This window comes from Kitasatospora sp. NBC_01246 (assembly GCF_036226505.1).
Lineage (GTDB): Bacteria > Actinomycetota > Actinomycetes > Streptomycetales > Streptomycetaceae > Kitasatospora.
The window spans coordinates 7,566,269-7,592,527 of sequence record NZ_CP108484.1; the positions used below are offsets into that span (position 1 = coordinate 7,566,269).

Annotated in this window: 9 protein-coding genes; 6 read left to right on the plus strand and 3 right to left on the minus strand. The window is 76.3% G+C overall.

Annotated elements, in window-relative coordinates; translation table 11 throughout:
* The first annotated feature begins 10 nt into the window (after positions 1-10).
* Positions 11-11,704: an SDR family NAD(P)-dependent oxidoreductase gene (locus OG618_RS32070; RefSeq protein ID WP_442906966.1), complete on the plus strand. Its 11,694-nt coding sequence runs from the start codon at positions 11-13 to the stop codon at positions 11,702-11,704.
* Positions 11,705-11,784: 80 nt separating this feature from the next.
* On the plus strand, positions 11,785-18,324 hold the full coding sequence (locus OG618_RS32075) for a type I polyketide synthase (protein WP_329491094.1): 6,540 nt from the start codon (positions 11,785-11,787) through the stop codon (positions 18,322-18,324).
* A gap of 74 nt (positions 18,325-18,398) precedes the next feature.
* Here OG618_RS32075 and OG618_RS32080 read toward each other — a convergent pair whose 3' ends face one another.
* A complete protein-coding gene (locus OG618_RS32080) occupies positions 18,399-20,093 on the minus strand; it encodes a fatty acid CoA ligase family protein (protein WP_329491095.1) in 1,695 nt (564 codons plus the stop codon).
* 394 nt (positions 20,094-20,487) lie between these two features.
* Between OG618_RS32080 and OG618_RS32085 the strand changes: the two genes are divergently transcribed.
* The gene (locus OG618_RS32085) at positions 20,488-21,360 is read left to right on the plus strand and encodes an SDR family NAD(P)-dependent oxidoreductase (protein ID WP_329491096.1); all 873 of its coding nucleotides are present in this window, start codon (positions 20,488-20,490) and stop codon (positions 21,358-21,360) included.
* Between the two features lie 28 nt (positions 21,361-21,388).
* On the opposite strand, the gene OG618_RS32090 is transcribed toward OG618_RS32085, so the two are convergent.
* Both OG618_RS32090 and OG618_RS32095 read right to left on the minus strand, forming a co-directional pair.
* A complete protein-coding gene (locus tag OG618_RS32090; RefSeq protein WP_442906897.1) occupies positions 21,389-22,195 on the minus strand; it encodes an alpha/beta hydrolase in 807 nt (268 codons plus the stop codon).
* 105 nt (positions 22,196-22,300) lie between these two features.
* Positions 22,301-22,654, minus strand: coding sequence for a DUF6401 family natural product biosynthesis protein (locus OG618_RS32095; protein ID WP_329491097.1), 354 nt, complete (start codon positions 22,652-22,654; stop codon positions 22,301-22,303).
* A 162-nt stretch (positions 22,655-22,816) separates the two neighbouring features.
* Between OG618_RS32095 and OG618_RS32100 the strand changes: the two genes are divergently transcribed.
* From OG618_RS32100 to OG618_RS32110, 3 genes are all read left to right on the plus strand, one after another.
* Positions 22,817-23,743 (plus strand): LLM class F420-dependent oxidoreductase, encoded by a 927-nt coding sequence (locus OG618_RS32100; protein WP_329491098.1) that lies wholly within the window; start codon positions 22,817-22,819, stop codon positions 23,741-23,743.
* 334 nt (positions 23,744-24,077) lie between these two features.
* Positions 24,078-24,782: an AAA family ATPase gene (locus tag OG618_RS32105; RefSeq protein ID WP_329491099.1), complete on the plus strand. Its 705-nt coding sequence runs from the start codon at positions 24,078-24,080 to the stop codon at positions 24,780-24,782.
* Between the two features lie 293 nt (positions 24,783-25,075).
* On the plus strand, positions 25,076-26,086 hold the full coding sequence (locus OG618_RS32110; protein WP_329491100.1) for a zinc metalloprotease: 1,011 nt from the start codon (positions 25,076-25,078) through the stop codon (positions 26,084-26,086).
* Positions 26,087-26,259 lie beyond the last annotated feature (173 nt).

Sequence of the window (26,259 nt, forward strand, 5' to 3'; positions counted from 1 at the left end):
CCTCAACCGGGTGACCGCCGAGCTGCGCGAGACCCGCGACCGCCTGCGGGAGGTGGAGGACAGCCGGCAGGAGCCGATCGCGATCGTCGGCATGGCCTGCCGGCTGCCCGGCGGCGTCACCTCGCCCGAGGGCCTGTGGGACCTGGTGGCGGCGGGCTCCGACGTGATCTCGGGGCTGCCCGTCAACCGCGGTTGGGACCTCACCGACTTCTACGACCCGGACCCCGACGTGCCGGGCCGCTCCTACGTCCGGGCCGGCGGGTTCCTGCACGAGGCCGCCGAGTTCGACGCCGCGTTCTTCGGGATCTCGCCGCGCGAGGCGCTGGCGATGGACCCGCAGCAGCGGCTGCTGCTGGAGACCGCCTGGGAGGCCTTCGAGCACGCGGGCATCGATCCGGTGTCGGTGCGCGGGACCGACACCGGGGTCTTCGCCGGCGTGGTCTACGGCGACTACGCGCGGCGCGGTGCGCAGATCCCGGCCGATCTGGAGGGGCACGTCGGCACCGGCAGCGCCGCCAGTGTCGCCTCTGGCCGGATCTCCTACACCCTGGGCCTGGAAGGCCCCGCGGTGACGGTCGACACCGCCTGCTCCTCCTCCCTGGTCGCCCTGCACCTGGCCGTCCAGTCGCTGCGGTCGGGCGAGTGCTCGCTGGCGCTGGCCGGCGGGGTGACGGTGATGCTCACCCCCGAGGAGTTCGTCCGCTTCTCCCGGCTGCGCGGTCTGTCCACCGACGGGCGCTGCCGGGCCTTCGGGGCCGGCGCGGACGGCTTCGGGATGGCCGAGGGCGTCGGGCTGCTGCTGGTCGAGCGGCTGTCGGACGCGCGCCGCAACGGGCATCACGTCCTGGCGGTGGTGCGCGGGTCGGCGGTCAACCAGGACGGCCGGTCCAACGGGCTGTCCGCGCCGAACGGCCCCGCCCAGCAGCGGGTGATCCGGCGGGCCCTGGCCGACGCCCGGCTGTCCGCCGCTGAGGTGGACGTGGTCGAGGCGCACGGCACGGGCACGAAGCTCGGCGACCCGATCGAGGCCCAGGCCCTGCTCGCCACCTACGGCCGGGACCGGCCGGCGGAGCAGCCGCTCTGGCTGGGCTCGCTGAAGTCCAACGTCGGCCACGCCCAGGGGGCGGCCGGCGTCTCCGGGGTGATCAAGATGGTGATGGCGATGCGGAAGGAGGTCCTGCCGAGGACGCTGCACGCCGAGGAGCCGTCCCCGCACATCGACTGGTCCTCGGGCGCGCTCCGGCTGCTCACCGAGGCCCGGCCGTGGCCGGCGGGGGAGCACCCGCGCCGGGCCGGCGTCTCGTCGTTCGGCATGAGCGGGACCAACGCGCACGTCGTCCTCGAACAGGCCCCCGCCCCGGTGGACGCGGAGCCGGGGGAGGCGCCGGCCGCGGTCGCGCCGGTGCCCGCGTCCGCCGTGGTGCCGTGGCTGCTGTCGGCGCGCAGCGCGCCCGCGCTCCGCGAGCAGGCCGCGCGCCTGCGTTTGGCCCTCGGGGCGGGCCGGGCCGAGGATCCGGCGGCGGTCGGCCATGCGCTGGCGACCACCCGGGCCGTGCTGGAGCACCGTGCGGTGGTGCTCGGGACCGACACGGACAGCCTGCTGCGCGGCCTCGACGCCGTGGCCGGGGACTTCCCGGCGCCGGGTGTGGTCCGCGGCGTGGCGGCGGGCCCCGGCCCGGGCCGGGTGGTGTTCGTCTTTCCGGGGCAGGGTTCGCAGTGGGTCGGGATGGGTGTGGAGCTGTTGGCGGAGTCGGAGGTCTTCGCGGCGCGGTTGGCGGAGTGTGCGGAGGCGTTGGGGCCGTTCGTCGGCTGGGATCTGCTCGATGTGGTGCGTGGTGTGCCCGGTGCTCCGTCGTTGGAGCGGGTGGATGTGGTGCAGCCGGTGCTGTTCGCGGTGATGGTGTCGTTGGCGGAGTTGTGGCGGTCGTACGGTGTGGAGCCGTCGGCGGTGGTGGGGCATTCGCAGGGGGAGATCGCGGCGGCGTGTGTGGCGGGTGCGTTGTCGCTGTCGGACGCGGCGCGGATCGTGGCGTTGCGCAGTCGGGCGTTGACCGGGTTGGCCGGGCGCGGTGGGATGGTGTCCGTTCCGCTGCCTGCCGGTGAGGTCGGTGAGTTGATCGTCCGCTGGCGGGACCGGATCCAGGTGGCGGCGCTGAACGGCCCGGCGGGGACGGTGGTGGCCGGTGAACCGGCTGCGCTGGAGGAGCTTCTGACGCATTGCCAGGAGTACGGGGTGCGGGCCCGGCGGATTCCGGTGGACTACGCCTCGCACACCTCGCAGGTGGAGCGGTTGCGCGAGGAACTGCTGGCGGTGCTCGCGCCGGTCGAGCCGGGACCGGCCGAGGTGCCGTTCTACTCGACGGTCGAGGAGCGCTGGCTGACCGGCGCCGAGCTCGATGCCGACTACTGGTACCGCAACCTGCGTCGGACCGTCGCCTTCGAGCCCGCGACCCGGGCGCTGGCGGAGCAGGGCCACGGCGTCTTCGTCGAGGTCAGTCCGCACCCGGTGCTGACGGCGGGCCTCCAGGAGACCCTGGAGGCGGCCGGGATCCAGGGCATCGTGACCGGCTCGCTCCGCCGCGACGACGGCGGGCCCGCCCGGTTCCTCGGCTCGCTCGCCGAGGTGCACGTCCAGGGCCGCCCGGTGGACTGGGCGGCGGCCTTCGGCGGCCCGCCCGCACGGCGGGTGGAGCTGCCGACCTATCCGTTCCAGCGGCAGCGCTACTGGCTGAACGCCTCCGGGCTCACGAGCGGCGGACTGACCGGCGCGGGGCTCGGCACGGCGGACCATCCGCTGCTCGGCGCGGTGATCGAACCGGCCGACAGCGACGAAGTCCTGTTCACCAGCCGGCTCTCGCTGGACACCCACCCCTGGCTGGCCGACCACGCCGTGGCGGGCACCGCCATCCTGCCGGGCACCGCTTTCGTCGAACTGGCCGTCCGGGCCGGTGACCAGGTGGGGTGCGAGCTGCTCGACGAGCTGGTCATCGAACGGCCGCTGGTGCTGCCCGACCAGGGCGGTCTCCAGTTGCAGGTGCGGGTGGGCGCCGCCCAGCCGTCCGGGGTGCGGCAGGTCGGGGTCCACACCCGCCCGGACCAGGGCGGCGAGGAGCCGTGGACCCGCCATGCCACCGCCGTGCTGGCGGCCGCCGGCTCGGCCGGGGACCGGTCCCCGGAGGCCTTCGACGCCGAAGTGTGGCCGCCGCCCGGCGCGGTGGCCCTGGAGACCGCCGGGCTGTACGAGCGGCTGGTGGCGGCGGGCTACCACTACGGGCCCGCCTTCCGGGGGCTGCGCGCCGCCTGGCGCCGTGGCGACGAGGTGTTCGCCGAGGTCGGCCTGGACGAGGAGCAGTCGGCCGAGGCGGGCCGGTACGGGCTCCACCCGGCGCTGCTGGACGCGGCCCTGCACGCCACCTTCCTGACCGGCGCCGACGCTGACGCTGAAGCAGGCGCAGGCTCAGGCGCCGGGACCGACGCGGTAGCCGGTCCCGGGGCCCCGACCGCCACCCGACTGCCGTTCGCCTGGAACGAGGTGCGCGTCCACGCGGTGGGCGCTTCGGCCCTGCGCGTCCGGCTGCGGCCGGACGGACCGGACCGGATGGCCCTGTCCGTCGCCGACCCCGCCGGGCAGCCGGTGGCGACCGCCCGGTCGCTGGCCCTGCGTCCGGTCTCCGCCGAGGAGTTCGGCGCGGGGGGCGCCGCCGTCGGGGACTCCCTCTACCGGATCGCATGGGCGCCGGCGCCCGGTGCGCCGGCGGCGGCGGCCCCGGCCCCGGCCGTGGTCGTCGAGCACTTCCCCGCGCCCGGGGAGGAGGGGGCGGCGGCCGTGCACCTGCTGGCCCGGCGGGCGCTCGACACCCTGCGGTCCTGGCTGGCCGACGAACGGTCGGCGGACCACCGGCTGGTGGTGGTGACGCGCTCCGCGACCGCCGTCCGGCCGGACGAGGCCGCGGACCCGGCCGGTGCGGCCGTCTGGGGGCTGGTGCGCTCCGCGCAGGCCGAACACCCGGGGCGCCTGGTCCTGGTGGACGTCGACGACCCCGCCGCAGTGCCGCTCCTGCCGCCCGCCGTCCTCGCCTCCGAGGAGCCCCAACTGGCCCTCCGGGCGGGCGAGGTGCTGATGCCCCGGCTGGTCCGGGCGATCCCGTCCGGGGGCGGCGCACCGGCCCCGCGGTTCGATCCCGAGGGCACGGTGCTGGTCACCGGTGGTACCGGCACGCTGGGGTCGTTGCTGGCCCGGCACCTGGTGACGGCGTACGGGGTGCGGCATCTGCTGCTGGTGGGCCGCGGCGGCCCGGCGGCCCCGGGCGCCGGCGAACTGGAGGCCTCGCTGCGCGAACTGGGCGCCCAGGTGACCATCGCGGCCTGCGACACCACGGACCGCGACGCGCTGCGGGAGCTGCTCGCCGGCCTCCGGCGCCCGCTGACCGGTGTGCTGCACGCCGCCGGGGTACTGGACGACGGCCTGGTGGCCGGGCTGACGCCGGAGCGGCTGGCGGTCGTCCTGCGGCCCAAGATCGATGCCGCGCTCGCGCTGCACGAGCTCACCGCCGGCGAGGATCTCGCCGCGTTCGTCCTCTTCTCCTCCGCCGCGGGCGTGCTCGGCGGCGCCGGCCAGGCCTCCTACGCGGCGGCCAACGCCGCCCTGGACGCGCTCGCCGGGGCGCGCCGGGCGCGCGGGCTGCCCGCCGTGTCGCTGGCCTGGGGCCTGTGGGCCGAGGCCAGCGGGATGACCGGTCACCTGGACCGGGCCGACCACCGCCGGATCGCCCGGAGCGGCGTGCGGCCGTTCTCCTCGGAGCAGGGGCTCGCGCTGTTCGACGCCGCGCTCGTGGCCGACGAGGCGGTGCTGGTGCCGATGGCGCTCGACCTGGCCGGGCTGCGGTCCGCGGACGCGACCGTCCCCGCCCTGCTGCGCGGCCTGGTCCGGCCGGGGCGGCGGGTGGCCCGGGCCGCCGCCGAGGGCCGGGCGGCCGGCACCCTGACGGAGCGGCTCGCCGGCCGGCCGGCGGGTGAGCGCGGTCGGGCCCTGCTGGAGCTGGTGCGCGCGCACGCCGCGACGGTGCTCGGTCACAGCACCGGCTCCGGGATCGAACCGGCGCTCGCCTTCCGCGAGTTGGGCTTCGACTCGCTGACCGCGGTGGAGCTGCGCAATCGGCTCGCCACGGCCACCGGGCTCCGGCTGCCGGCCACCCTGGTGTTCGACCATCCGACGCCGGCCGTGCTGGCGCGGCGGCTGGAGGCCGAGCTGTTCGGCGAGGCCGAGGGCGCCCGCCCGGCCGCACTCGCCGCCGAGGCGCAGGACGAGCCCATCGCGATCGTCGGCATGTCCTGCCGCTTCCCGGGCGGCATCGACTCGCCGCAGGACCTCTGGGAGACGGTCGCGGCGGGCCGGGACGTGGTCGGGAGCTTCCCCGAGAACCGGGGCTGGGACCTCGACACGCTGTTCGACCCGGACCCGGACCGTCCGGGCAAGAGCTACGTCGACGCGGGCGCGTTCCTCGCCGACCCCGGGGAGTTCGACGCGGAGTTCTTCGGCATCTCGCCGCGCGAGGCGCTGGCGATGGACCCCCAGCAGCGGCTGCTGCTGGAGGCCTCCTGGGAGGCGTTCGAGCACGCGGGCATCGACCCGGCGGCGCTGCGGGGCAGCGACACCGGGGTGTTCGCGGGGCTGCTCTACCACGAGTACGGCGCGCTGCTCGACCGGGCCGAGGGGGCGTCCGAGCTGGAGGCCTACGCGGGTACGGGCGGTGCGGGCAGCGTCGCGTCGGGCCGGATCTCCTACACGCTCGGGTTGGAGGGCCCGGCGATCACCGTCGACACCGCCTGCTCGTCCGCCCTGGTGGCGGTGCACCTGGCGAGCCGTTCGCTGCGCTCGGGTGAGTGCTCGCTGGCGCTGGCCGGCGGCGTGACCGTGATGACCACGCCGGCCGCGTTCACCGGTTTCTCCCGGCAGCGCGGGCTGGCGGCGGACGGGCGGTGCAAGCCGTTCTCCGCGACGGCCGACGGCACCGGCTGGTCCGAGGGGGTCGGCCTGCTGGTCCTGGAGCGGCTCTCCGACGCGCGCCGCCACGGACACCGGGTGCTCGCGGTGGTCCGGGGCAGCGCGGTCAACCAGGACGGGGCGAGCAACGGGTTGTCGGCGCCGAACGGACCGGCGCAGCAGCGGGTGATCCGGCAGGCGCTGGCCAACGCCGGGGTCGCCGCCGGCGGCGTGGACGCCGTCGAGGCGCACGGCACCGGAACGGTGCTGGGCGATCCGATCGAGGCGCAGGCGCTGCTGGCGACGTACGGCCAGGACCGCGCCGAGGCGGAACCGCTCTGGCTGGGCTCGGTGAAGTCGAACCTCGGCCACACCCAGGGCGCCGCCGGCGCCGCCGGAATGATCAAGATGATCCAGGCGATGCGGCACGGTGTGCTGCCGAAGACGCTGCACGTGGCGGAGCCGACGGGGCAGGTGGACTGGTCGTCGGGTGCGGTGGAGCTGTTGACGCGGGCGCGGCCGTGGCCGGAGACGGGGCGGCCGAGGCGTTCGGCGGTGTCCTCGTTCGGGATCAGCGGGACCAACGCGCATGTGGTGCTGGAGCAGGCACCGCCGGAGCCGTCGGAGTCGGCGGAGGCGAGCGGGGTCGGTGTGGTGCCGTGGCTGCTGTCGGGTGGTGACGAGGGCGCCCTGCGGGCCCAGGCCGGCCGGCTGGCGGCGCATCTGCGGGAGCGGCCGGAGCTGGGCGTGCGGGACGTCGGCCACGCGCTGGCGGTCACCCGGGCGGCGCTGCCCGAGCGGGCCGCGGTCCTGGGCGCGGACCGGGCGGCGCTGCTGCACGGCCTGGACGCGCTGGCCGAGGGCCGGCCCGCCGCCGCGACGGTGCGGGCCCGGGCGACGGCCGACGACCGGGTGGTGTTCGTCTTTCCGGGGCAGGGTTCGCAGTGGGTCGGGATGGGTGTGGAGCTGTTGGCGGAGTCGGAGGTCTTCGCGGGGCGGTTGGCGGAGTGTGCGGAGGCGTTGGGGCCGTTCGTCGGCTGGGATCTGCTCGATGTGTTGCGTGGTGTGCCCGGTGCTCCGTCGTTGGAGCGGGTGGATGTGGTGCAGCCGGTGCTGTTCGCGGTGATGGTGTCGTTGGCGGAGTTGTGGCGGTCGTACGGTGTGGAGCCGTCGGCGGTGGTGGGGCATTCGCAGGGGGAGATCGCGGCGGCGTGTGTGGCGGGTGCGTTGTCGCTGTCGGACGCGGCGCGGATCGTGGCGTTGCGCAGTCGGGCGTTGACCGGGTTGGCCGGGCGCGGTGGGATGGTGTCCGTTGCGCTGCCCGCCGGTGAGGTCGGTGAGTTGATCGTCCGCTGGCGGGACCGGATCCAGGTGGCGGCGCTGAACGGCCCGGCGGGGACGGTGGTGGCCGGTGAACCGGCGGCGCTGGACGAGCTTCTGACGCACTGCCAGGACCGCGGGGTGCGGGCCCGGCGGATTCCGGTGGACTACGCCTCGCACACCTCGCAGGTGGAGCGGTTGCGCGAGGAACTGCTGGCGGTGCTCGCGCCGGTCGAGCCGGGACCGGCCGAGGTGCCGTTCTACTCCTCGACGACCGGGAAGACGATGGAGGGGTGGGAGCTCGACGCCGCCTACTGGTACGCCAATCTGCGGCAGCCGGTGGAGTTCGAGGCCGCCACCCGGGCGCTGCTCGACGACGGCCACCGGGTCTTCGTCGAGGTCAGCCCCCACCCGGTGCTCACCACCAGCATCCAGGACACCGTCGAGAGCGCGGAGGCCACGGCGACGGTGACGGGCACGCTGCGCCGTGACGAGGGCGGGCCGGAGCGCTTGCTGGCCTCGGTGGCCGGGCTCTGGGCCGCCGGTGTGCCGGTCGACTGGAGCGCCGCCACCGCCGGTGGCCGCCCGGTCGAGCTGCCCACCTACGCCTTCCAGCGCCGCCGCTACTGGGTGCGGACCGCGGCGGACGAGCAGGGCGGCTCGGCCGCCGGCCTCGGGCTGGGGGACGCCGGCCATCCGCTGCTCGGCGCCGTGGTCGCCCCGGCGGGCGGTGACGGCCTGCTGCTCACCGGCCGGCTGTCGCGGCGCGGCCACCCGTGGCTCGCCGACCACGCCGTGCGGGAGACGGTGCTGCTGCCGGGGACGGCCTTCGTCGAGCTGGCCGTCCGGGCCGGTGACGAGGCCGGCTGCCCGGTCGTCGAGGAACTGGTCATCGAGGCGCCGCTGGCGCTGCCCGAGCGGGCGGCGGTCGGCATCCAGGTCGCGGTCGGGGACGCCGACGACACCGGACGGCGCACGGTGACCGTCCACGCCCGCCCGGGCGAGGGGCGACCGTGGACCAGGCACGCCTCCGGGACCCTCGCCCCGGCCGACCCCGTGGAGGAGCCGGCCGACCTGGCCGTCTGGCCCCCCGCCGGTGCGGTCGCGGTGGACACCGCGGGCTTCTACGAGGGCCTCGACGAGGCCGGGTACCGCTACGGACCGGCGTTCCGCGGCCTGCGGACCCTCTGGCGGCGCGGTCCGGAGCTCTTCGCCGAGGTCGGCCTCCCGGAGTCCGAGCGCGCCGGGGCCGGGCGCTACGGACTGCACCCCCCCCTGCTGGACAGCGCCCTGCACGCCTGGGCGCTCCAGGGCGTCGGCGGCGCCGCCCGGCTCCCTTTCTCGTGGAGCGGGTTCCGCCTGCACGCCTCGGGCGCCACGGCGCTGCGGGTCCGGCTGGTGCCGACCGGTGAGGACAGCGTGTCGCTGCTGGTCGCCGACGAGGACGGCCGTCCGGTGGCCTCGGCGGCCTCGCTGCTGGTCCGGGAGATCCCGGGCGGCGCGCTCGCGCAGCGCGAGGCGGTGGCCCCCGACGCGCTCTTCGACGTGGCCTGGCAGCCGCTGCCGCTCCCGGCCGGACCGGTCGCGCGGACGGCGCGGATCCTGGTCACCGCGGCGGGCGACGCCGACCCGGCCCGGGCCGTCCGGGACGCCGTCCGGCACGCACTGACGGAGGTCCGGGCCAGGCTGGCCGAAACCCCCGCCGACGCGGGCCCGCTGGCCGTGGTGACCCGCGGTGCGGTGGCCGCCCGGGCGACGGACGGCGCGCCGGACCCGGTGGGCGCCGCCGTGCTGGGGCTGCTCCGCTCCGCCCAGGCCGAGCACCCCGGCCGGTTCGTCCTCGTCGACCTCGACGACGATCCCGCCGCCCCCGGGCTGCTGGACGCCGCCGTCGCCACCGGCGAGCCCCAACTCGCGGTCCGCGACGGCGTACTGCACGCCCCCCGGCTGGCCCGGGCGGTGGCGGCCCGGGGTGAACTGGCACTGCCCGACCCGACTGAGCTGCCCGCCACGCCTGAGCGGCCCGACACGCCCGCCTGGCACCTGACCGCCGACGCGTCGGGCACCCTGGAGGGCCTGGCGTTCGCCCCGCACCCCGAGGCGCTCGCGCCGCTGGCCGCCGGCGAGCTGCGGATCGCGGTCCGCGCGGCCGGACTGAACTTCCGGGACACCCTGGTCGCGCTGGGGATGTACCCGGACCCGGCGGCGTACCTCGGCGGCGAGGGCGCCGGGGTGGTGCTGGAGACCGGCCAGGGGGTGACCGGCTTCGCCCCCGGGGACCGCGTCCTCGGCATGCTGCCCAAGTCCTTCGGACCGGTCGCGGTGGCCGATGCCCGGCTGGTGGCCCGGATTCCCGAGGGCTGGTCGTTCGCCGAGGCGGCGGCCATGCCGGTCGCCTTCCTGACGGCCTACTACGCCCTGTACGACCTGGCCGACCTGCGCCCCGGCGAGTCGGTGCTGATCCACGCCGCCGCCGGCGGCGTCGGAACGGCCGCCGTGCAACTGGCCCGGCACCGGGGCGCCGAGGTCTACGGCACGGCCGGCCGGGGCAAGTGGCCGGCGCTGCGCTCGCTCGGCCTCGACGACGACCGCATCGCCGACTCGCGGACCACCGGCTTCGAGCAGGCGTTCCTGGCGGCCAGCGGCGGGCGCGGGATGGACGTCGTCCTGGACTGCCTCGCGGGGGAGTTCGTCGACGCCTCGCTGCGCCTGCTGCCCCGTGGCGGAAGGTTCGTCGAGCTGGGCAAGACCGACGTCCGCGCCGCCGACGAGGTGGCCGCCGCGCACCCGGGCGTGACCTACCGGGCGTTCGACCTGGTGGCGGCCGCCGGCCCGGACCGGATCCAGCAGATGCTGGCCGAACTGGTGGACCTCTTCGAGCAGGGCGTGCTGTCGCCGCTGCCGACGACCTGCTGGGACGTCCGGCGGGCACCCGAGGCCTTCCGGCAGCTGAGCCAGGCCAAGCTGGTCGGCAAGGTCGTGCTGACCGTCCCTCGGCAGCTGGGCCCCGAGGGCACGGTGCTGGTCACCGGTGGTACCGGCACGCTGGGGTCGTTGCTGGCCCGGCACCTGGTGACGGCGTACGGGGTGCGGCATCTGCTGCTGGTGGGCCGTGGTGGCCCGGCGGCCGAGGGTGCCGGTGAACTGGAGGCCTCGCTGCGCGAACTGGGCGCCGAGGTGACCATCGCGGCCTGCGACACCGCCGACCGCGACGCGCTGCGGGAGCTGCTCGCCGGGGTCCGACCGCCACTGAGCGGCGTCGTGCACACCGCGGGCGTGCTCGACGACGGCGTGGTGGAGTCCCTGACCGCCGAGCAACTGGACGCGGTGCTGCGGCCCAAGGCCGACGCGGCACTCGCGCTGCACGAGCTCACCGCCGGTGAGGACCTCGCCGCCTTCGTCCTCTACTCCTCGGCCGCCGGTGTCTTCGGCAGCCCCGGGCAGGCCAACTACGCGGCGGCCAACGCCTTCCTGGACGCGCTCGCCGCCCGGCGGCGGGAGGCCGGCCGGCCGGCGCTCTCGCTCGCCTGGGGGCTCTGGGAGCCCAGCAGCGGGATGACCGGACACCTCGGCGCGAGCGACCACGGCCGGCTGGCCAGGAGCGGCGCCCTCGGGATGACCCCGGAGCAGGGCCTCGCCCTGTTCGACGCCGCGGTCCGGCTGGACCGGTCGACGCTGGTGGCCGCGCCGCTCGACCTGGCCGGCCTGCGCGAGCGCGGCGGGGACGTCCCCCCGCTGCTGCGCGAGCTGGTCGCCCCGGCGCGCCGGACGGCCGGCACCGGCCGGCCGGAGGACGGTTCGCTCGTCCTGCGGCTGACCAGGCTGCCCGCGGCCGAACGCACCCGCGTCCTGCTGCGGGCGGTCCGGGGCCACGCCGCCACCGTGCTCGGCCACGACGGGCCGGACCTGGTGGGGGCGGACCGCCCCTTCAAGGACCTCGGCTTCGACTCGCTGACCGCCGTCGAGCTGCGAAACCGGCTGAACACGGCGACCGGGCTGCGGCTGCCCGCCACCGTGGTCTTCGAGAGCCCGAGCGCGCGCGAACTCGCCGAGCGGCTGCGGCGGGAGCTCTTCCCCGACGGGGAGGCGCCCGGGGCCGTCGCCGTCGCGGTGCCCGGTACCGGCGCCGACGAGGACGGGATCCGCCGGACCCTCGCCGCGCTGCCGCTCGACCGGCTGCGGGAACTGGGCCTGCTCGACGTGCTGTTGGGCCTCGCCGAGGAGGCCCCGGCCCCCGCAGCGGCCCCCGGGCCGTCCCCCGAGCCGTCCCCTGTCTCGGCGCCCGACCCGACGCCCGACCCGACGTCCGACCCGGCGCCCGTCGCGGAGGACGAGCTCGACCGGCTCGACGGCATGGACGCCGAAGACCTGATCGCCCGCGCGTTCGGCAGCACGACATGACGCCGCGCCCCGACCGCCCGGCCGGTCCGCCCGTCCGGGCCCCGCATGCCGACCGACCCGGAACCGCCAGTGGAGGAAAGATGGCTGAGACCCAGGACCGCCTCGTCGAAGCCCTGCGGCTCTCGCTGAAGGAGAACGAGCTGCTGCGCCGGCAGAACGCCGAGCTCGCCGACCCCGCGCCCGAACCGATCGCGATCGTGGGCATGGCCTGCCGCCTCCCGGGCGGGGTGCGCACCCCGCAGGACCTCTGGACGCTGCTGACCGACGGCGCGGACGTGATCGCCGACCTGCCCCGGGACCGCGGCTGGGACATCGACGGCCGGTACGACCCCGACCCGGACGTGCCCGGCACGTTCTACGTCCGGCAGGGCGGCTTCCTGACGGACGTCGCGGAGTTCGACGCGGAGTTCTTCGGCATCTCGCCGCGCGAAGCGCTCGGGATGGACCCCCAGCAGCGGCTGCTGCTGGAGACCTCCTGGGAGGCCGTCGAGGCGGCGGGCATCGACCCGCACTCCCTGCGCGGCAGCCGGACCGGCGTCTTCGCGGGCCTCGGCTACCACGACTACGGCACCCGGCTGGGCCGGGTGCCGGACGGGCTGGAGGGCTACCTGGGCAACGGCCGCTCGGGCAGCGTCGCCTCCGGTCGGGTCTCCTACACGCTCGGGCTGGAGGGGCCGGCCGTCACGGTGGACACGGCCTGCTCGTCCTCGCTGGTCGCGCTGCACCTCGCGGCCCGCTCGCTGCGCCAGGGCGAGTGCGACCTCGCCCTGGCCGGCGGGGTGACGGTGATGTCCACCCTGGACGGCATCCTGGAGCTGGCCCGCCAGCGGGCCCTGGCCCGTGACGGCCGCTCCAAGGCGTTCGGCGCCGGCGCCGACGGCATGAGCATGGCCGAGGGGGTCGGCCTGCTGCTGGTGGAGCGGCTCTCCGACGCCCGCCGCCTCGGCCACCCGGTGCTCGCGGTGCTCCGGGGCAGCGCGATCAACCAGGACGGCAGGTCGAACGGCCTGACCGCGCCGAACGGCGCCGCGCAGCGCCGGGTGATCCGGCAGGCCCTCGCCGAGGCGCGGCTGACGCCGGACCAGGTCGACCTGCTGGAGGCGCACGGCACCGGCACCGCGCTGGGCGACCCGATCGAGGCCGTCGAGCTGCTGGCCACCTACGGCCAGGGCCGGCCGCAGGAGCACCCGGCCTGGCTGGGCTCGGTGAAGTCGAACCTCGGCCACACCCAGTTCGCCGCCGGTGTCACCGGGGTCATCAAGGCCGTCCTCGCGATGCGGCACGGTGTGCTGCCGAAGACGCTGCACGCGGACGAGCGGACCGGGCAGGTGGACTGGTCGTCGGGTGCGGTGGAGCTGTTGACGCGGGCGCGGCCGTGGCCGGAGACGGGGCGGCCGAGGCGTTCGGCGGTGTCCTCGTTCGGGATCAGCGGGACCAACGCGCATGTGGTGCTGGAGCAGGCACCGCCGGAGCCGTCGGAGTCGGCGGAGGCGAGCGGGGACGGTGTGGTGCCGTGGCTGCTGTCGGGTGGTGACGAGGGCGCCCTGCGGGCCCAGGCCGGCCGGCTGGCGGCGCATCTGCGGGAGCGGCCGGAGCTGGGCGTGCGGGACGTCGGCCACGCGCTGGCGGTCACCCGCGCGGCGCTGCCCGAGCGGGCCGCGGTCCTCGGCGCGGACCGGGCGGCCCTGCTGCACGGCCTGGACGCGCTGGCCGAGGGCCGACCCGCCGCCGCGGTGGTCCGGTCCGCCGTCACCGAGCACGACGGCACCGTCTTCGTCTTCCCGGGCCAGGGCTCGCAGTGGCTCGGGATGGGTGTCGAGCTGCTGGCGGAGTCGGAGGCCTTCCGGGACCGCATGGCGGAGTGCGCCGAGGCGCTGAAGCCCTTCGTCGACTGGGACCTCCTGGACGTCCTGCGGGGCGCGCCCGGCGCGCCGTCGCTGGACCGGATCGACGTCGTCCAGCCCGTGCTGTTCTCCGTCCTGGTGTCGCTGGCGGCGGTCTGGCGCTCCTTCGGGGTGGAACCCTCGGCCGTGGTGGGGCACTCCCAGGGCGAGGTGGCGGCGGCCTGCGTGGCCGGTGTGCTGACGCTCCCGGACGCCGCCCGGCTGGCCGCGCTGCGCAGCCGGGCCCTGGCCCGACTGGCCGGACTCGGTGGGCTGGCCCCGGTGTTCCTGCCGGTGGAGCAGGTGCGCGAACGCCTGCGGGCCTGGGAGGGCCGGCTCTCGGTGGCGGCCGTGAACGGGCCGGGCACCGTGGTGGTGTCGGGGGACCTCGACGCGCTGGGCGCCTTCGTGAAGGACTGCGAGGCGGACGGCGTCCGGGTCCGCCGGGTCCAGGCGGGCGTCGCCTCGCACGGGCCGCAGATCGATCTGGTCCGGGACGAGCTGGCCGGGGTACTGGCGCCGGTCGTGCCGGGCCCGGCCGCGATCCCGTTCTACTCCTCGGTCACCGGTCGGCTGATGGAGGGGCGGGAGCTGGACGCCGCCTACTGGTACGCCAATCTGCGCCAGCCGGTGGAGTTCGAGGCCGCCACCCGGGCGCTGCTCGACGACGACCACCGGGTCTTCGTCGAGGTCAGCCCCCACCCGGTGCTGGCGGCGAGCATCCAGGACACCGTCGAGAGCGCGGAGGCCACGGCGACGGTGACGGGCACGCTGCGCCGTGACGAGGGCGGGCCGGAGCGCTTGCTGGCCTCGGTGGCCGGGCTCTGGGCCGCCGGTGTGCCGGTCGACTGGAGCGCCGCCACCGCCGGCGGGCGCCCGGTCGAGCTGCCCACCTACGCCTTCCAGCGCCGCCGCTACTGGCTCGACGCCGAGCCGGAGGAGGAGCCGGAGCCGGGCGGCCGGCCGCTCGCGGACCAGCCGTTCTGGGCGGCCGTCGAGCAGGGCGACATCGAGGCCCTGGCCCGCGCGCTGGGCGCCGGACCGGACGGCGGGGCGGCCGTCGACGCCCTGGCGCCCGCCCTGCCGCTGCTCGCCGCCTGGCGACAGCGGCAGCGGACGCTGTCCGTGGTGGACGGCTGGCGGTACGTCATCGACTGGCAGCCGCTCCGCGAGCCGTCCGGGCCGGCCCTGTCCGGCACCTGGCTGGTGGTGGTCCCGGCCGGTGACACCGGTGACCCGTGGGCCGCCGAGGCCGAACGCGCCCTCGCCGAGCACGGCGCCCGGGTGCTGCGGATCGCGCTCGACCCGGCCGCGGACCGCGCCAGGCTGGCCGACCGGCTGCGCGAACTCGCGGGCGGGCCGGAGCCCTTGGCGGGCGTGCTGTCGCTGCTGGCGCAGGCCGGGCAGCCGCACCCCGAGCACCCCGCGCTGTCGGTGGGCCTGGTGCTCACGCTGACCCTGGTGCAGGCGCTCGGTGACGCCGGTGTCGCGGCCCCGCTCTGGTGCGCGACGCGCGGCGCGGTCACGGTCGGCGCCGCCGACCCGCTCGACAGCCCCGGCCAGGCCGCCCTCTGGGGCCTGGGCCGGACGGTCGCCCTGGAGCACCCCGACCGCTGGGGCGGCCTGGTCGACCTGCCCGGGCAGCCGGACGACCGGGCGCGTGCCCGGCTGTGCGGCGTGCTCGCGGGCATCGCCGACGAGGACCAGGTGGCCGTCCGGGCCGGCGGCCTGTACGCGCGCCGGCTGGTCCGCGCGTCGGCCCCGGCCCCCGGGGCCGAGGTCGCAGCGGGGGCCGGGGCCGAGCCGGGGACGGCGGCCGAACCGGCCGGCTGGCGGCCGCGCGGCACCGTCCTGCTCACCGGCGCCACCGGGGCGGTCGGCCCCTATCTCGCCCGCTGGCTGGCCCGCAGCGGGGCCGAGCACCTGGTGCTCACCAGCCGCTCCGCCGCCGGCGGTCCGGCCACCGACGCGCTGCGGGCCGAACTCGCGGCCGCCGGTACCAGGTTGACGGTCACCGCGTGCAACGTCGCGGACCGGTCCGCGCTCGCCGCGCTGGTGGCCCGGCTGGCGGCGGACGGCACGCCGGTGCGGGCCGTCGTGCACGCGGCCGCCTTCATCCGGCTGAGTTCGCTGGACGCCACCACCCCGGCGGAGTTCGCCGAGGTGGTCGCGGCCAAGGCGGACGGCGCCCGCCACCTCGACGAGATCTTCGACCGGGACGACCTGGACGCCTTCGTGCTCTTCTCGTCCGTCGCAGGGGTCTGGGGCAGCGGCGACCACGGCGCCTACGCGGTGGCCAACGCCTACCTGGACGCCCTCGCGCAGCAGCGCCGGGCGCGCGGGCTACGGGCGACCGCGGTCGCCTGGGGGCTCTGGAACACCCCGGACCGCTGGGGCCCCGAGGGCCCGTCGAAGGAGGCCGAGCGCCGGCTGTTCCGGCAGGGGCTGCCGCTGATGGACCCCGAACCGGCCGTCGCCGCCCTCCAGCAGGTGCTGGACCGCGACGAGACCTTCGTCGCCCTGGTCGACGTGGCCTGGGACCGCTTCGTGCCGACCTTCGCCTCCGCCCGGCCGCGGCCGCTCCTGGACGCCATCCCCGAGGCCCGCCGGGGCCGCCGGAGCGAGCAGCCGGAGCCCGGGCACGCGGCGGACGCCCTCGCCCGGTGGCGCGACCGCCTGGCGGGCCGCCCGGCGGCGGAGGCCGACCGGGAGCTGCTGGAACTGGTCGCCGGGACGGTGGCGGCGGTGCTCGGCCACGACTCGCCCGAGGCGATCGCGACCGGGCGGCCCTTCCGCGAACTCGGCTTCGAGTCGCTGGCCTCGGTCGACCTGCGCAACCGGCTGAACGCCGCGACCGGCCTGCGGCTGCCGACCACCGTGGTCTTCGACCACCCGACGGTCCGGGCGCTCGTTGACCGGCTGCGGACCGAGATCCTGGGGGAGTCGCCCCAGGTGGCCGAGCACCCGGCGCCCGCCGGTGCCGCGGCCGGGGACGACCCCGTCGCGATCGTGGCGATGAGCTGCCGGCTGCCGGGCGGCGTCCGGACGCCCGAGGACCTCTGGCAGCTGCTCGACGCCGGTACGGACGCCGTCTCCGGGCTGCCCACCGAGCGCGGCTGGGACCTCGCGGGCCTCTACCACCCGCAGCCCGGACGCCCCGACACCACCTGCACGCGGGAGGGCGGATTCCTGCACGACGCCGCCGAGTTCGACCCCGGGTTCTTCGACATCGGCCCGAGCGAGGCGCTGGCGATGGATCCGCAGCAGCGGCTGCTGCTGGAGGCCTCCTGGGAGGCCGTCGAGCGGGCCGGCATCGACCCGCACGCCCTGCGCGGCAGCCGAACCGGCGTCTACATCGGCTCCCGCTACCAGGGCTACGGCGCGCGGGCCGAGGTCACCGACGAGCTGTCGGCGCACCTCGGTCTCGGCGACGTGATCAGCATCCTCTCCGGCCGGGTCTCCTACACCCTCGGCCTGGAGGGCCCGGCGGTCACCGTCGACACGGCGTGCTCGTCCTCGATGGTCGCCCTGCACCTGGCCGCCCAGGCGCTGCGCCAGGGCGACTGCTCGCTCGCCCTGGCGGGCGGGGTCACCGTGATGTCCTACCCCTCCGAACTGGTCGGGCTGAGCCGGCTGGGCGAGCTGTCGGCGGACGGCCGCTGCAAGTCCTTCTCGGCGGAGGCCGACGGCATGGGGATGGCCGAGGGCGTCGCCGTCGTCCTGCTGGAGCGGCTGTCGGACGCCCGCCGGCACGGGCACCCGGTGCTGGCCCTGGTCCGCGGCTCGGCCGTCAACCAGGACGGCGCGAGCAACGGGCTCACCGCACCCAACGGTTCGGCGCAGCGGCGGGTGATCCAGCAGGCTCTGGCCAACGCCGACCTGACGCCCGATCAGGTCGACGCGGTGGAGGCGCACGGTACCGGTACGGCGCTGGGCGATCCGATCGAGGCCACCGCGCTGCTGGCCGCCTACGGGGCCGGCCGCTCGCCCGAACGGCCGCTCTGGCTGGGCACCATGAAGTCCAACATCGGCCACACCCAGTCGGCGTCCGGCGTGGCCGGAGTGATCAAGATGGTGCTGGCCATGCGGCACGGCGTGCTGCCCAGGACCTTGCACGCGGACCGGCCGTCACCGCAGGTGGACTGGGACGCCAGCGCGGTCCGGCTGCTGACGCGGGCGCGGTCCTGGCCGGAGACCGGTCGGCCCAGGCGGGCCGGGGTGTCCTCGTTCGGGATGAGCGGCACCAACACCCATGTCGTGCTGGAACACGTGGCCGAGGGCGCCCCGGACTCCGGGGGCGCTCCGGCTCGGCAGCACGGGCCGCTGCCCTGGGCACTGTCGGGCCGCACCGCGGCCGGGCTGGCCGCCCAGGCGGCGCGCCTCGCCGCCTTCCTGGAGTCCGGGGCCGAGCCGTCCGCCCTGGACGTCGCCTTCTCGCTGGCCACCGGCCGGGCGGGCCTGGAGCACCGCGCGGTGGTGTTCGCCGCCGACCGGGAGGGGTTCCTCGGCGGGCTCAAGGCGGTGGCCGAGGGGGCGCCGGCCGAGAACGTGATCGACGGCCGGCCGGAGGCGGACACCGCGGCCCAGGCGACCGGGACGGCCGGCGGACTGGAGGCGCTCGCCCGGCGGTGGGTGCGCGGCCAGGACGTCGACTGGCGGACCGCCCTGCCGGGCGGGCGGCGGGTGGACCTGCCCACCTACGCCTTCCAGCGCGAGGCCTTCTGGCTGACGCGCTGACGCGCTGACCCCCCGGCACCCGCGCGGGCCGGTCCGGACGGGAGCACCGTCCGGACCGGCCCGCGCGGTTCGGCTCAGGTGCGGGCGGCCGTCTGCCGCTCGGCCCAGCCGGCCAGCTCCTCGCGCCCGATCTTCGCGTTGTGCCGGATGTCGACCGGGAACCCCGGGTGCCGCAGGAACTCGCGCAGCCCGGCCGTCAGCGGCCGGTCGGCGCCGAGCCGGCGCAGCTCGGTCAGCAGCTCCGGCCACTGCTCCTCGGAGACGCCGTCCTCGGTCTCCACGCACACCACCGGGCGCTGGGCCCCGGGGGCCCCGATGCCGACCAGCGCGCTGCGCCGGACCAGCGGGTGCGCGTTGAAGACCCCCTCGCAGCGGACGGTGTGCAGGTCGCCCCCGGCGGTGCGCACCCGCTGGGCCCGGCGCCCGCAGAACCAGAGGCGCCCGGCGTCGTCCAGGTAGCCCAGGTCACCGGTCCGGTGCCAGGTCCGCTCGGGACCGTCGGCGGGCCGCTCGCGGATCTTGTACTGGGCGTTGGCGTCCGCGGTGGCGTGGTAGCGCGGGCTGACCACGTCCCCCGCCACCACGATCTCGCCGATCTCCCCCGCGGGGACCGCCAGGTCGTCCTCCCAGTCCGGCAGCGGGCCGTCGTCGACCCGCACCAGCCGCACCAGCGTCCCGTCGACCGGCCGGCCGACGCAGGTGCCGTCGCCCAGCGCGCCCCGGGCCGCCGTCTCGCCCAGGATCTCGGCGGACTCGATCGAGGAGATCGGCATCGCCTCGGTGGCGCCGTAGGCGACGTGGATCCCGGTCCGCTCGTCCAGCACCCGGCGCAGCGAGGCGACCAGGTCGGGCGGGACGGGTGCGCCGGCGGACACCACGCCGCGCAGCTCGGGCAGCGGGACGCGCTCGCGCTCCAGGTGGGCGGCGAGGACGCGGAACAGCGCCGGGGAGCCGAACACGGTGGACACCCGGAACCGGGTCAGGGCCGCCGTCAGCAGCTCCGGGTCCGCCTGCGCCACCTTGGCCGGCGCGATCGGCGCCAGCACCATGGTCGAGCCGTAGATGAGGTCGAACAGCCCCCAGATCGGGACGGTGACCAGGGATATGTCGTCACGGTCGCGCCCGTGCGCGGCGTGCATCTGGCGGGCCGTCGCGGTGGCCATCCGGTGGACGCTCTCGACGCCCTTGGCGGCCCCGGTGCTCCCGGTGGTGAAGGCGATCATCATCAGGTCGTCGCCGGTCACCGGCCGGGCCGGCGCCGAGCCGGAGCCGCCGAGCAGCCCGTCCAGGGTGTGGCCGCCCCAGAACCAACGCCGGCCCAGCGTCACCTTGATCCGGACGGTCGCGAAGGTGCGGCGGCCGAGCACTCGGACGGCGTGCGCGACCGAGGGCCCGACGAAGGCCTCCGCGCCCACCGCGCGGTAGCAGTTGAGCATGCGCTTGATGCCCATGCCCGGGTCCACCACCACCGGTACCGCGCCGATCCGCAGCAGCGCGAAGACGAGGATGTACAGATCCGGTCCGGGCTTGGGCATCAGGATGGTCCGCATGCCCGAGGTGATCCCGATCCGGCTGAACCCGGCCGCCAACTCCTCGACCCGGCGTTGCAGTTCGCCGTAGCTGAGCTCGCGGTAGCGGATCGCGCCGTCCGGCTCCCGGCCGTCGGGGTGGATGATCGCGGTCTTCTCGGGGGAGGTGCGGGCGTGCCGTTCCAGGTAGTCGGCGAGACCGGCCTCGGCCTCGAAGGGGTGCCGGGGTGCGACGGTCATCGGCGGGCCGCCCGTCCGGCGGTGGCCTCGACTCCGCGGTGGCGCCTGGCAGTCATCACTGGTTCTCACTCCTCGGGGTCCACACGAAGGCGCGCTCCCCGTAGCGCCGCCCTGACATGTCGCACCGGGCGGCACACGGTGCCCGTGCGGCAGCCGGTGCCGGTGGGCCTCGGACGACAGGAGTGACGCTACCGGCCGGGCGATCATCGCGGTCGAGAACCGTCAAAAAGGGTCGTGCGCGGTGCAGATGGACCGCCCGACCCGGATCGCCGGCCGCACGCGAAGCCAATGAGACGATACGTCTCGTCTTGACGAGAAGGCGGAACGGGGACGATAGTGGAGGCATCAAACGAGACGAACCGTCTCGTCTCTCGCACGTGGAGGAGTACCGGGTATGCGCACCTCAGCCGCAAGCACCGACCGGGTCTGGTTCATCACGGGCGCCAGCCGGGGCCTCGGCCGCGCCTTCGCGGACGCGGCACTCGCCGCGGGGGACCGGGTCGCGGTCGCCGCGCGCACCACCGGGCCGCTGGAGGAGCTGGCGGCCGCCCACCCCGGGCGGGTGCTGCCCCTCGGGCTGGACGTGACCGACCGCGGCGCCGTCTTCGCGGCGGTCGACGAGGCCGTCGGCCACTTCGGCCGGCTCGACATCGTCGTCAACAACGCCGGGATGCTCTCGATGGGCATGGTCGAGGAGTTCGGCGAGGCCGAGGCCCGGGCCCACCTCGACGTCAACTTCTTCGGCGCGCTCTGGGTGAGCCAGGCGGTGCTGCCCGTGCTGCGCGGGCAGGGCTCCGGGCACCTGGTGCAGATCTCCAGCGTCGCCGCGCTGGGCGGATTCCCGAGCACCGGGCTCTACAGCGCCGGCAAGTTCGCGCTGGAGGGCCTGAGCGAGGCGATCGCGAGGGAGGTGGCGGGCTTCGGCGTGAAGGTGAGCATCGTGCAGCCCGGTGGCTACTGGACCGACCTCTACACGGCGATGCACAGCACCGACACCCTGGACGCCTACGACCCGCTCCGGGCCGAACTGGCGAAGCAGTTCGCCGAGGGCTCGGTCGACAGCGACCCGAAGCTCGCCGCCGAGGCGCTGCTCCGGCTCGTCGACAGCGACGAGCCTCCGCTGCGCCTGCTGCTGGGGAGCATGGTCTACGACCTGGCGTTCGACATCGCGCGGACCAGGATGGAGACCTGGGCCGGCTGGGAGGAGGTCAGCCGTGCGGCGGAGCGCGCGGTGCCCGCGCCCGGCCCGGCCGCCGGGGTGCGGTGACCGCCGGGGCGGCCGCCGGCGCGCGGCGTCAGGCGTCGGTCGGCAGGACCGGGGTGAGGCGGCGCGGTGGCGCCGTGCGCGGCTGGGCGGGGAGCGGGAGGGCGAGGGCGTCGCGGCTGCCGGCCGGCAGCGCCAGCGCGGCCCCGACCTCGGCGGGCAGGTCGCACAGGCCGAGCAGTCCGGTGCAGAGCCGGGCGGTGGCACGGTGCCAGTCACCGGAGCGCCGGAGGAGGGTGTGACCGCTGCCGACCACGGTGTAGCCGCAGACCCCGGCCCCGGCCGAGCGGGCGCGGGCGGCGAAGGCGCGGGTGTCGGCCGGGCCGGTGACCTTGTCGCGGTCGCCGTGCAGCATCAGGACGCTCCGGCCGGCGAGCTGTTCGCACGGATCCTCCGCCGGGCACCAGGGCGCCAGCGCGACCACGCCGGTGACGTTCGGGTGGCCCGCCGCGCGCAGCGCCGCCCGGCCGCCCATCGAGTGGCCGACCAGCAGGGTCGGCACGTGCCCCAGCTCCTCGGCCAGGTCGCCGAGCGCGGCCCGGGTGTCCCGGGCGGCGTCGGCGCGCTCGCCGTTCCAGCCCTGGTGGCGGTAGCGGACGGTGCCGATCGCGACCCCGGCCCCCGCCGTCTCCCGGCGCAGGGCCCGGACGAAGCCGGTCATCCGCAGACCGGGCAGGTTGACCGGGCCGGGCCGGCCGAGGCCGTGCTCCCGGCCGCCGTGCAGGACCAGCACCGCGGCCACCGGGCGCTCGGGCAGCTCCCGCCAGACCAGCGCCCGGTGGCCGGTCGCACCGCTCTCGCGACCCGCCCGGACCGTGCTCCCCGTGTCGCCGTTCACCCTGTACCGTCCCGCCCCCGCCGTCCGTCCGTTGGACCGCCACTGTACGCGGCGACCCGCCGGCGCCGGGCCCGCCCGGGAGGATCGCCCCGGCCGCGCCCGTCCTCAGCGGGTGAGCAGGCCCTGCTCGCGCACCAGCCAGCAGATCGCGGTCAGCCGGTGCACCGCGAAGTCGTACCCCACCGGCTCCCGCCAGCCGATGTCGATCAGCGCGTCGACGAACTCCGCCGCGTACTGCGACAGCTCCGCGCGGTCCAGCGCCAGGGGCAGCAGCTCCGGGCCCTGCGCGTAGAGCAGCTCGCGCAACTGGGCGACGTGCTGGTCGACCGCGGCGACGAAGCCGGGCTCGAAGGCGAACTCGGCCAGCCGCGGCGTGAAGGCGGCGACGATCCCGGGCAGCGGGCAGCCGGCCGGCTGGTCGGGGGAGTCGCGGTGGGACTCGTCGGGCGTGGCGAACATCCGTCCAAGGTAGGCGAGCGGCGGCGGGGGAGCGGCCGCGCGGGCTGAGACCTTGGCCACCCCGCCGCCCGCGGCCCGGCCGGTCCCGCCCCCCGCCCCGCCGCGTGGCCGAAAGCGCGGATCGCCCGGAAGCACGGGGCGATCTGCCCCAGAATGGACCGCATGGATCTTCGAATCTTCACCGAGCCCCAGCAGGGCGCGAGCTACGACACGCTGCTCCGGGTGGCGCGGACCACCGAGGAGCTCGGCGCCTTCAGTGCCTTCTTCCGCTCCGACCACTACCTCAAGATGGGCGGGGTGAGCGGCCTGCCCGGCCCGACCGACGCCTGGATCACGCTGGCCGGCCTCGCCCGCGACACCAGCACCATCCGCCTGGGCACCCTGATGACCGCCGCCACCTTCCGGCTGCCCGGGGTGCTCGCCATCCAGGTCGCCCAGGTCGACGCGATGAGCGGCGGCCGGGTCGAGTTCGGCCTCGGCGCCGGCTGGTTCGAGGAGGAGCACACCGCCTACGGCATCCCGTTCCCCAAGGAGAAGTTCGGGCGGCTGGAGGAGCAGCTGGCGATCATCACCGGCCTCTGGAACACCAAGGTCGGCGACACCTTCGACTTCGCCGGCGAGTACTACCGGCTGACCGAGTCGCCGGCGCTGCCCAAGCCCGCCCAGGAGAAGATCCCGGTGCTGGTCGGCGGCACGGGCCCGACCCGGACGCCGGCGCTGGCCGCCCGCTTCGCCGACGAGTTCAACCTGCCCTTCGTCTCGGTCGAGCAGAGCGCCGCCCAGTTCGGCCGGGTCCGGGCCGCCGTCGAGCGGGCCGGGCGCCAGGCCGACGACCTGGTGTACTCCAACGCCCTGGTCGCCTGCGTGGGCCGGGACGACGCCGAGGTGGCCCGCCGGGCCGCCGCGATCGGCCGCGACGTGGACGAGCTGAAGGCCAACGGCCTGGCCGGCACCCCCGACGAGGTGGTGGCGACGATCGGCCGCTACGCCGCCGTCGGCTCCGAGCGCTTCTACCTCCAGATCCTCGACCTGGACGACCTCGACCACCTGGAGCTGATCGCCTCCCGGGTCGCCCCGCAGCTGGGCTGACCCGCCCCGCGACCGTCCGCCTCCCCTGCCCGCCCCTGCCCACCTCCGCCCGCCTCCGCCCGCCTGCGCCGCCGGGCGGGGGCGGGCGGGCGGGCGGGGGCGGCGCGCTCTGCCCCGGGCAGCCGGGCCGAAACAGCCGGTACGAACGGCCGGGGCGAATGCGTCGGTTCCGAGGGCGTGGTGCGAGGGCGTTGTGCGGGAGGCGCCGCCGCGGCGCGGGAGGGCTCGGCCGCACCGGCGCTGACCACTAGTCTTTACTCTCTCTTGAAGGGGGAAGGTTTCTTCGGGAGGCGGAGGCCGGGGAGCCGGGGCCGCGGAGTCAGGGGGAGTGCCGGTGGTTGAGGTCGGGGTGTCCGGGGCCAAGGTGCCCGTACCGAGATCGGCGTGCGCCGCCGAGGTCCGCCCGGCCGCGCCGGTGCTGCGCCCGCGCGGCCTGCACGACCTGCGCCGGGGGCCCGGCACGGCCGGGTGCCCCGAGGCGGGGGCCGCCGCGGTGCCCGCGCAGGCGCTGCACTACCGCGCCGACGACCTGCTGGTCGTGTCGGGCCTGCCGGGCAGCGGCAAGAGCACCCTGATGCGCCGCTGCGTCCGAGCCCCGCTGGTCGACTCCCAGCAGGTGCGGGAGGAGTACGCGGCCCGGGTCCCCGGCTGGCTGCCCTATGCCGCCTACCGCCCGCTGGTGCGGGCCGCGCACTACCGGCGGCTGCGCCGCGCCGTCCTGGCCGGCGGCCCGCTCGCGGTGCACGACTGCGGCACGCTGCCCTGGGTGCGGTACTGGCTGGGCCGCGCGGCCGCCCGGCAGGGGCGCCGGGTGCACCTGATCGTGCTGGACGCGAGCGCGGAGGAGGCCCGGGACGGCCAGCACGCCCGGGGCCAGCGCGTCTCCGCGTACGCCTTCGCCCGGCACCGCGAGTCCGCCCGGCGGCTGCGCGGGCGGCTGGCCGGGACGGGCGAGCCGCCGGCGGGCTGTGCGTCGGCGGTGGTACTCGACCGGGCCGGTGCGCGCGCCGTGCGGGAGATCGTCTTCGTGGCGTCGTAGTCTCGGCGAGGCGGTGCGGGGCCGCCCACCCGACCGGTCCGGTCGGCCTTCCGAGGCCTGTCCGGCGGACGGAGCGTCAACTTTCGGACAACCCGGGGGCGTTGCCCCGACCGTGCGGCACCGGAAATGCTCCACCTGTGACCGGGGTCACTCGATCGGGCTTCCGGGTTATGTCCGATATGTCGTCAGGACTTCGCGGCCGGAAGAAACCTGACGCGTACACGCGGCCCTGCGTAGCCTAGGCTCGGCGGCCCCCCTCCGCCACCCCCCACAACTCCCCCTCAGGAGCGCAGATGCGTCGTTCTGCCCGCGTACCCTCGCGTGTCCCCCGCAGATTCCTCAGCGCCGCAGCCCTCGTCACGGCCCTCGGGCTCACCCAGTTCGCCGCCCCCTCGGCGTTCTCCACCGCCGCCGCGCAGGCCCCCGGCGCGGTCGCCGCCCCGTGCGTCGGCGGGGAGAGCCAGGACGCCGGGGCCCGCAAGCCCGCCGGCAGCCCGGGCGGCCAGGAGCCCAACGCCGTCACCGAGGCCCAGGCCCAGGCGATGGACGCGGACCTCAGCGCCCGGGTCGCCCAACTGGCCCACTCCTCCCAGGGCAGCGCGCTGCTCGCCCCGGGGACGCTCGCCGCCACCACGACCATCCCGGTGTACGTCCACGTGGTCCACGCCGGATCGACGGGCAAGCTGACCGCGACGGACATCAGCCGGCAGATCTCCGTCCTCAACGCCGCCTACGGCGGCCAGGGCGCGGGCAACACCGCCAGCCAGTTCCAGTTCCAGCTGACCGGCACCGACTACACCGACAACTCGTCCTGGTACAACGGCATCACCCCGGGCTCCTCGGCCGAACGGTCGATGAAGAGCTCGCTGCGCAAGGGCGGTGCCAACGCCCTCAACCTCTACACCGCCAAGCTCGGCCAGTCGCTGCTCGGCTGGGCGACCTTCCCCAGCTCCTACCGGTCGAACCCGAGCGACGACGGCGTGGTCATCCTCGACAGCTCGTTCCCCGGCGGCTCGGCCACCAACTACAACGAGGGCGACACCGTCACCCACGAGGTCGGCCACTGGCTCGGGCTGTACCACACCTTCCAGGGCGGTTGCGGCGGCCAGGGCGACTACGTCTCGGACACCCCGGCCGAGAAGACCGCCGCGTACCAGTGCCCGGCCGGCCGCGACACCTGCACGGCCACCGGCGTCGACCCGATCCACAACTTCATGGACTACACCTACGACTCCTGCATGACCCAGTTCACCCCCGGCCAGGTCGCCAGGATGTCCAACTCCTGGGCCGCCTACCGGGCCTGACGGGCCGTCCGTCCAGAGACCCTGGCGGGTGCGCGGGCAACGAGGCCCGCGCACCCGCCAGTACCAGTCTCCGCCCCCGGCCCGTCCGCCGGACCCGCGGGCGCGTCACGCTTCTTGGGTCCCGGGGCGGGACCGCACAGGGTTCGAAAGTGTTCGACGTCTTCGGCGTGGCA

Coding starts and splice junctions, on each gene's coding strand:
- OG618_RS32075 (WP_329491094.1), top strand. CDS start 11,785: ATGGCTGAGACCCAGGACCGCCTCGTCGAAGCCCTGCGGCTCTCGCTG.
- OG618_RS32080 (WP_329491095.1), bottom strand. CDS start 20,093: ATGACCGTCGCACCCCGGCACCCCTTCGAGGCCGAGGCCGGTCTCGCC.
- OG618_RS32085 (WP_329491096.1), top strand. CDS start 20,488: ATGCGCACCTCAGCCGCAAGCACCGACCGGGTCTGGTTCATCACGGGC.
- OG618_RS32095 (WP_329491097.1), bottom strand. CDS start 22,654: ATGTTCGCCACGCCCGACGAGTCCCACCGCGACTCCCCCGACCAGCCG.
- OG618_RS32100 (WP_329491098.1), top strand. CDS start 22,817: ATGGATCTTCGAATCTTCACCGAGCCCCAGCAGGGCGCGAGCTACGAC.
- OG618_RS32110 (WP_329491100.1), top strand. CDS start 25,076: ATGCGTCGTTCTGCCCGCGTACCCTCGCGTGTCCCCCGCAGATTCCTC.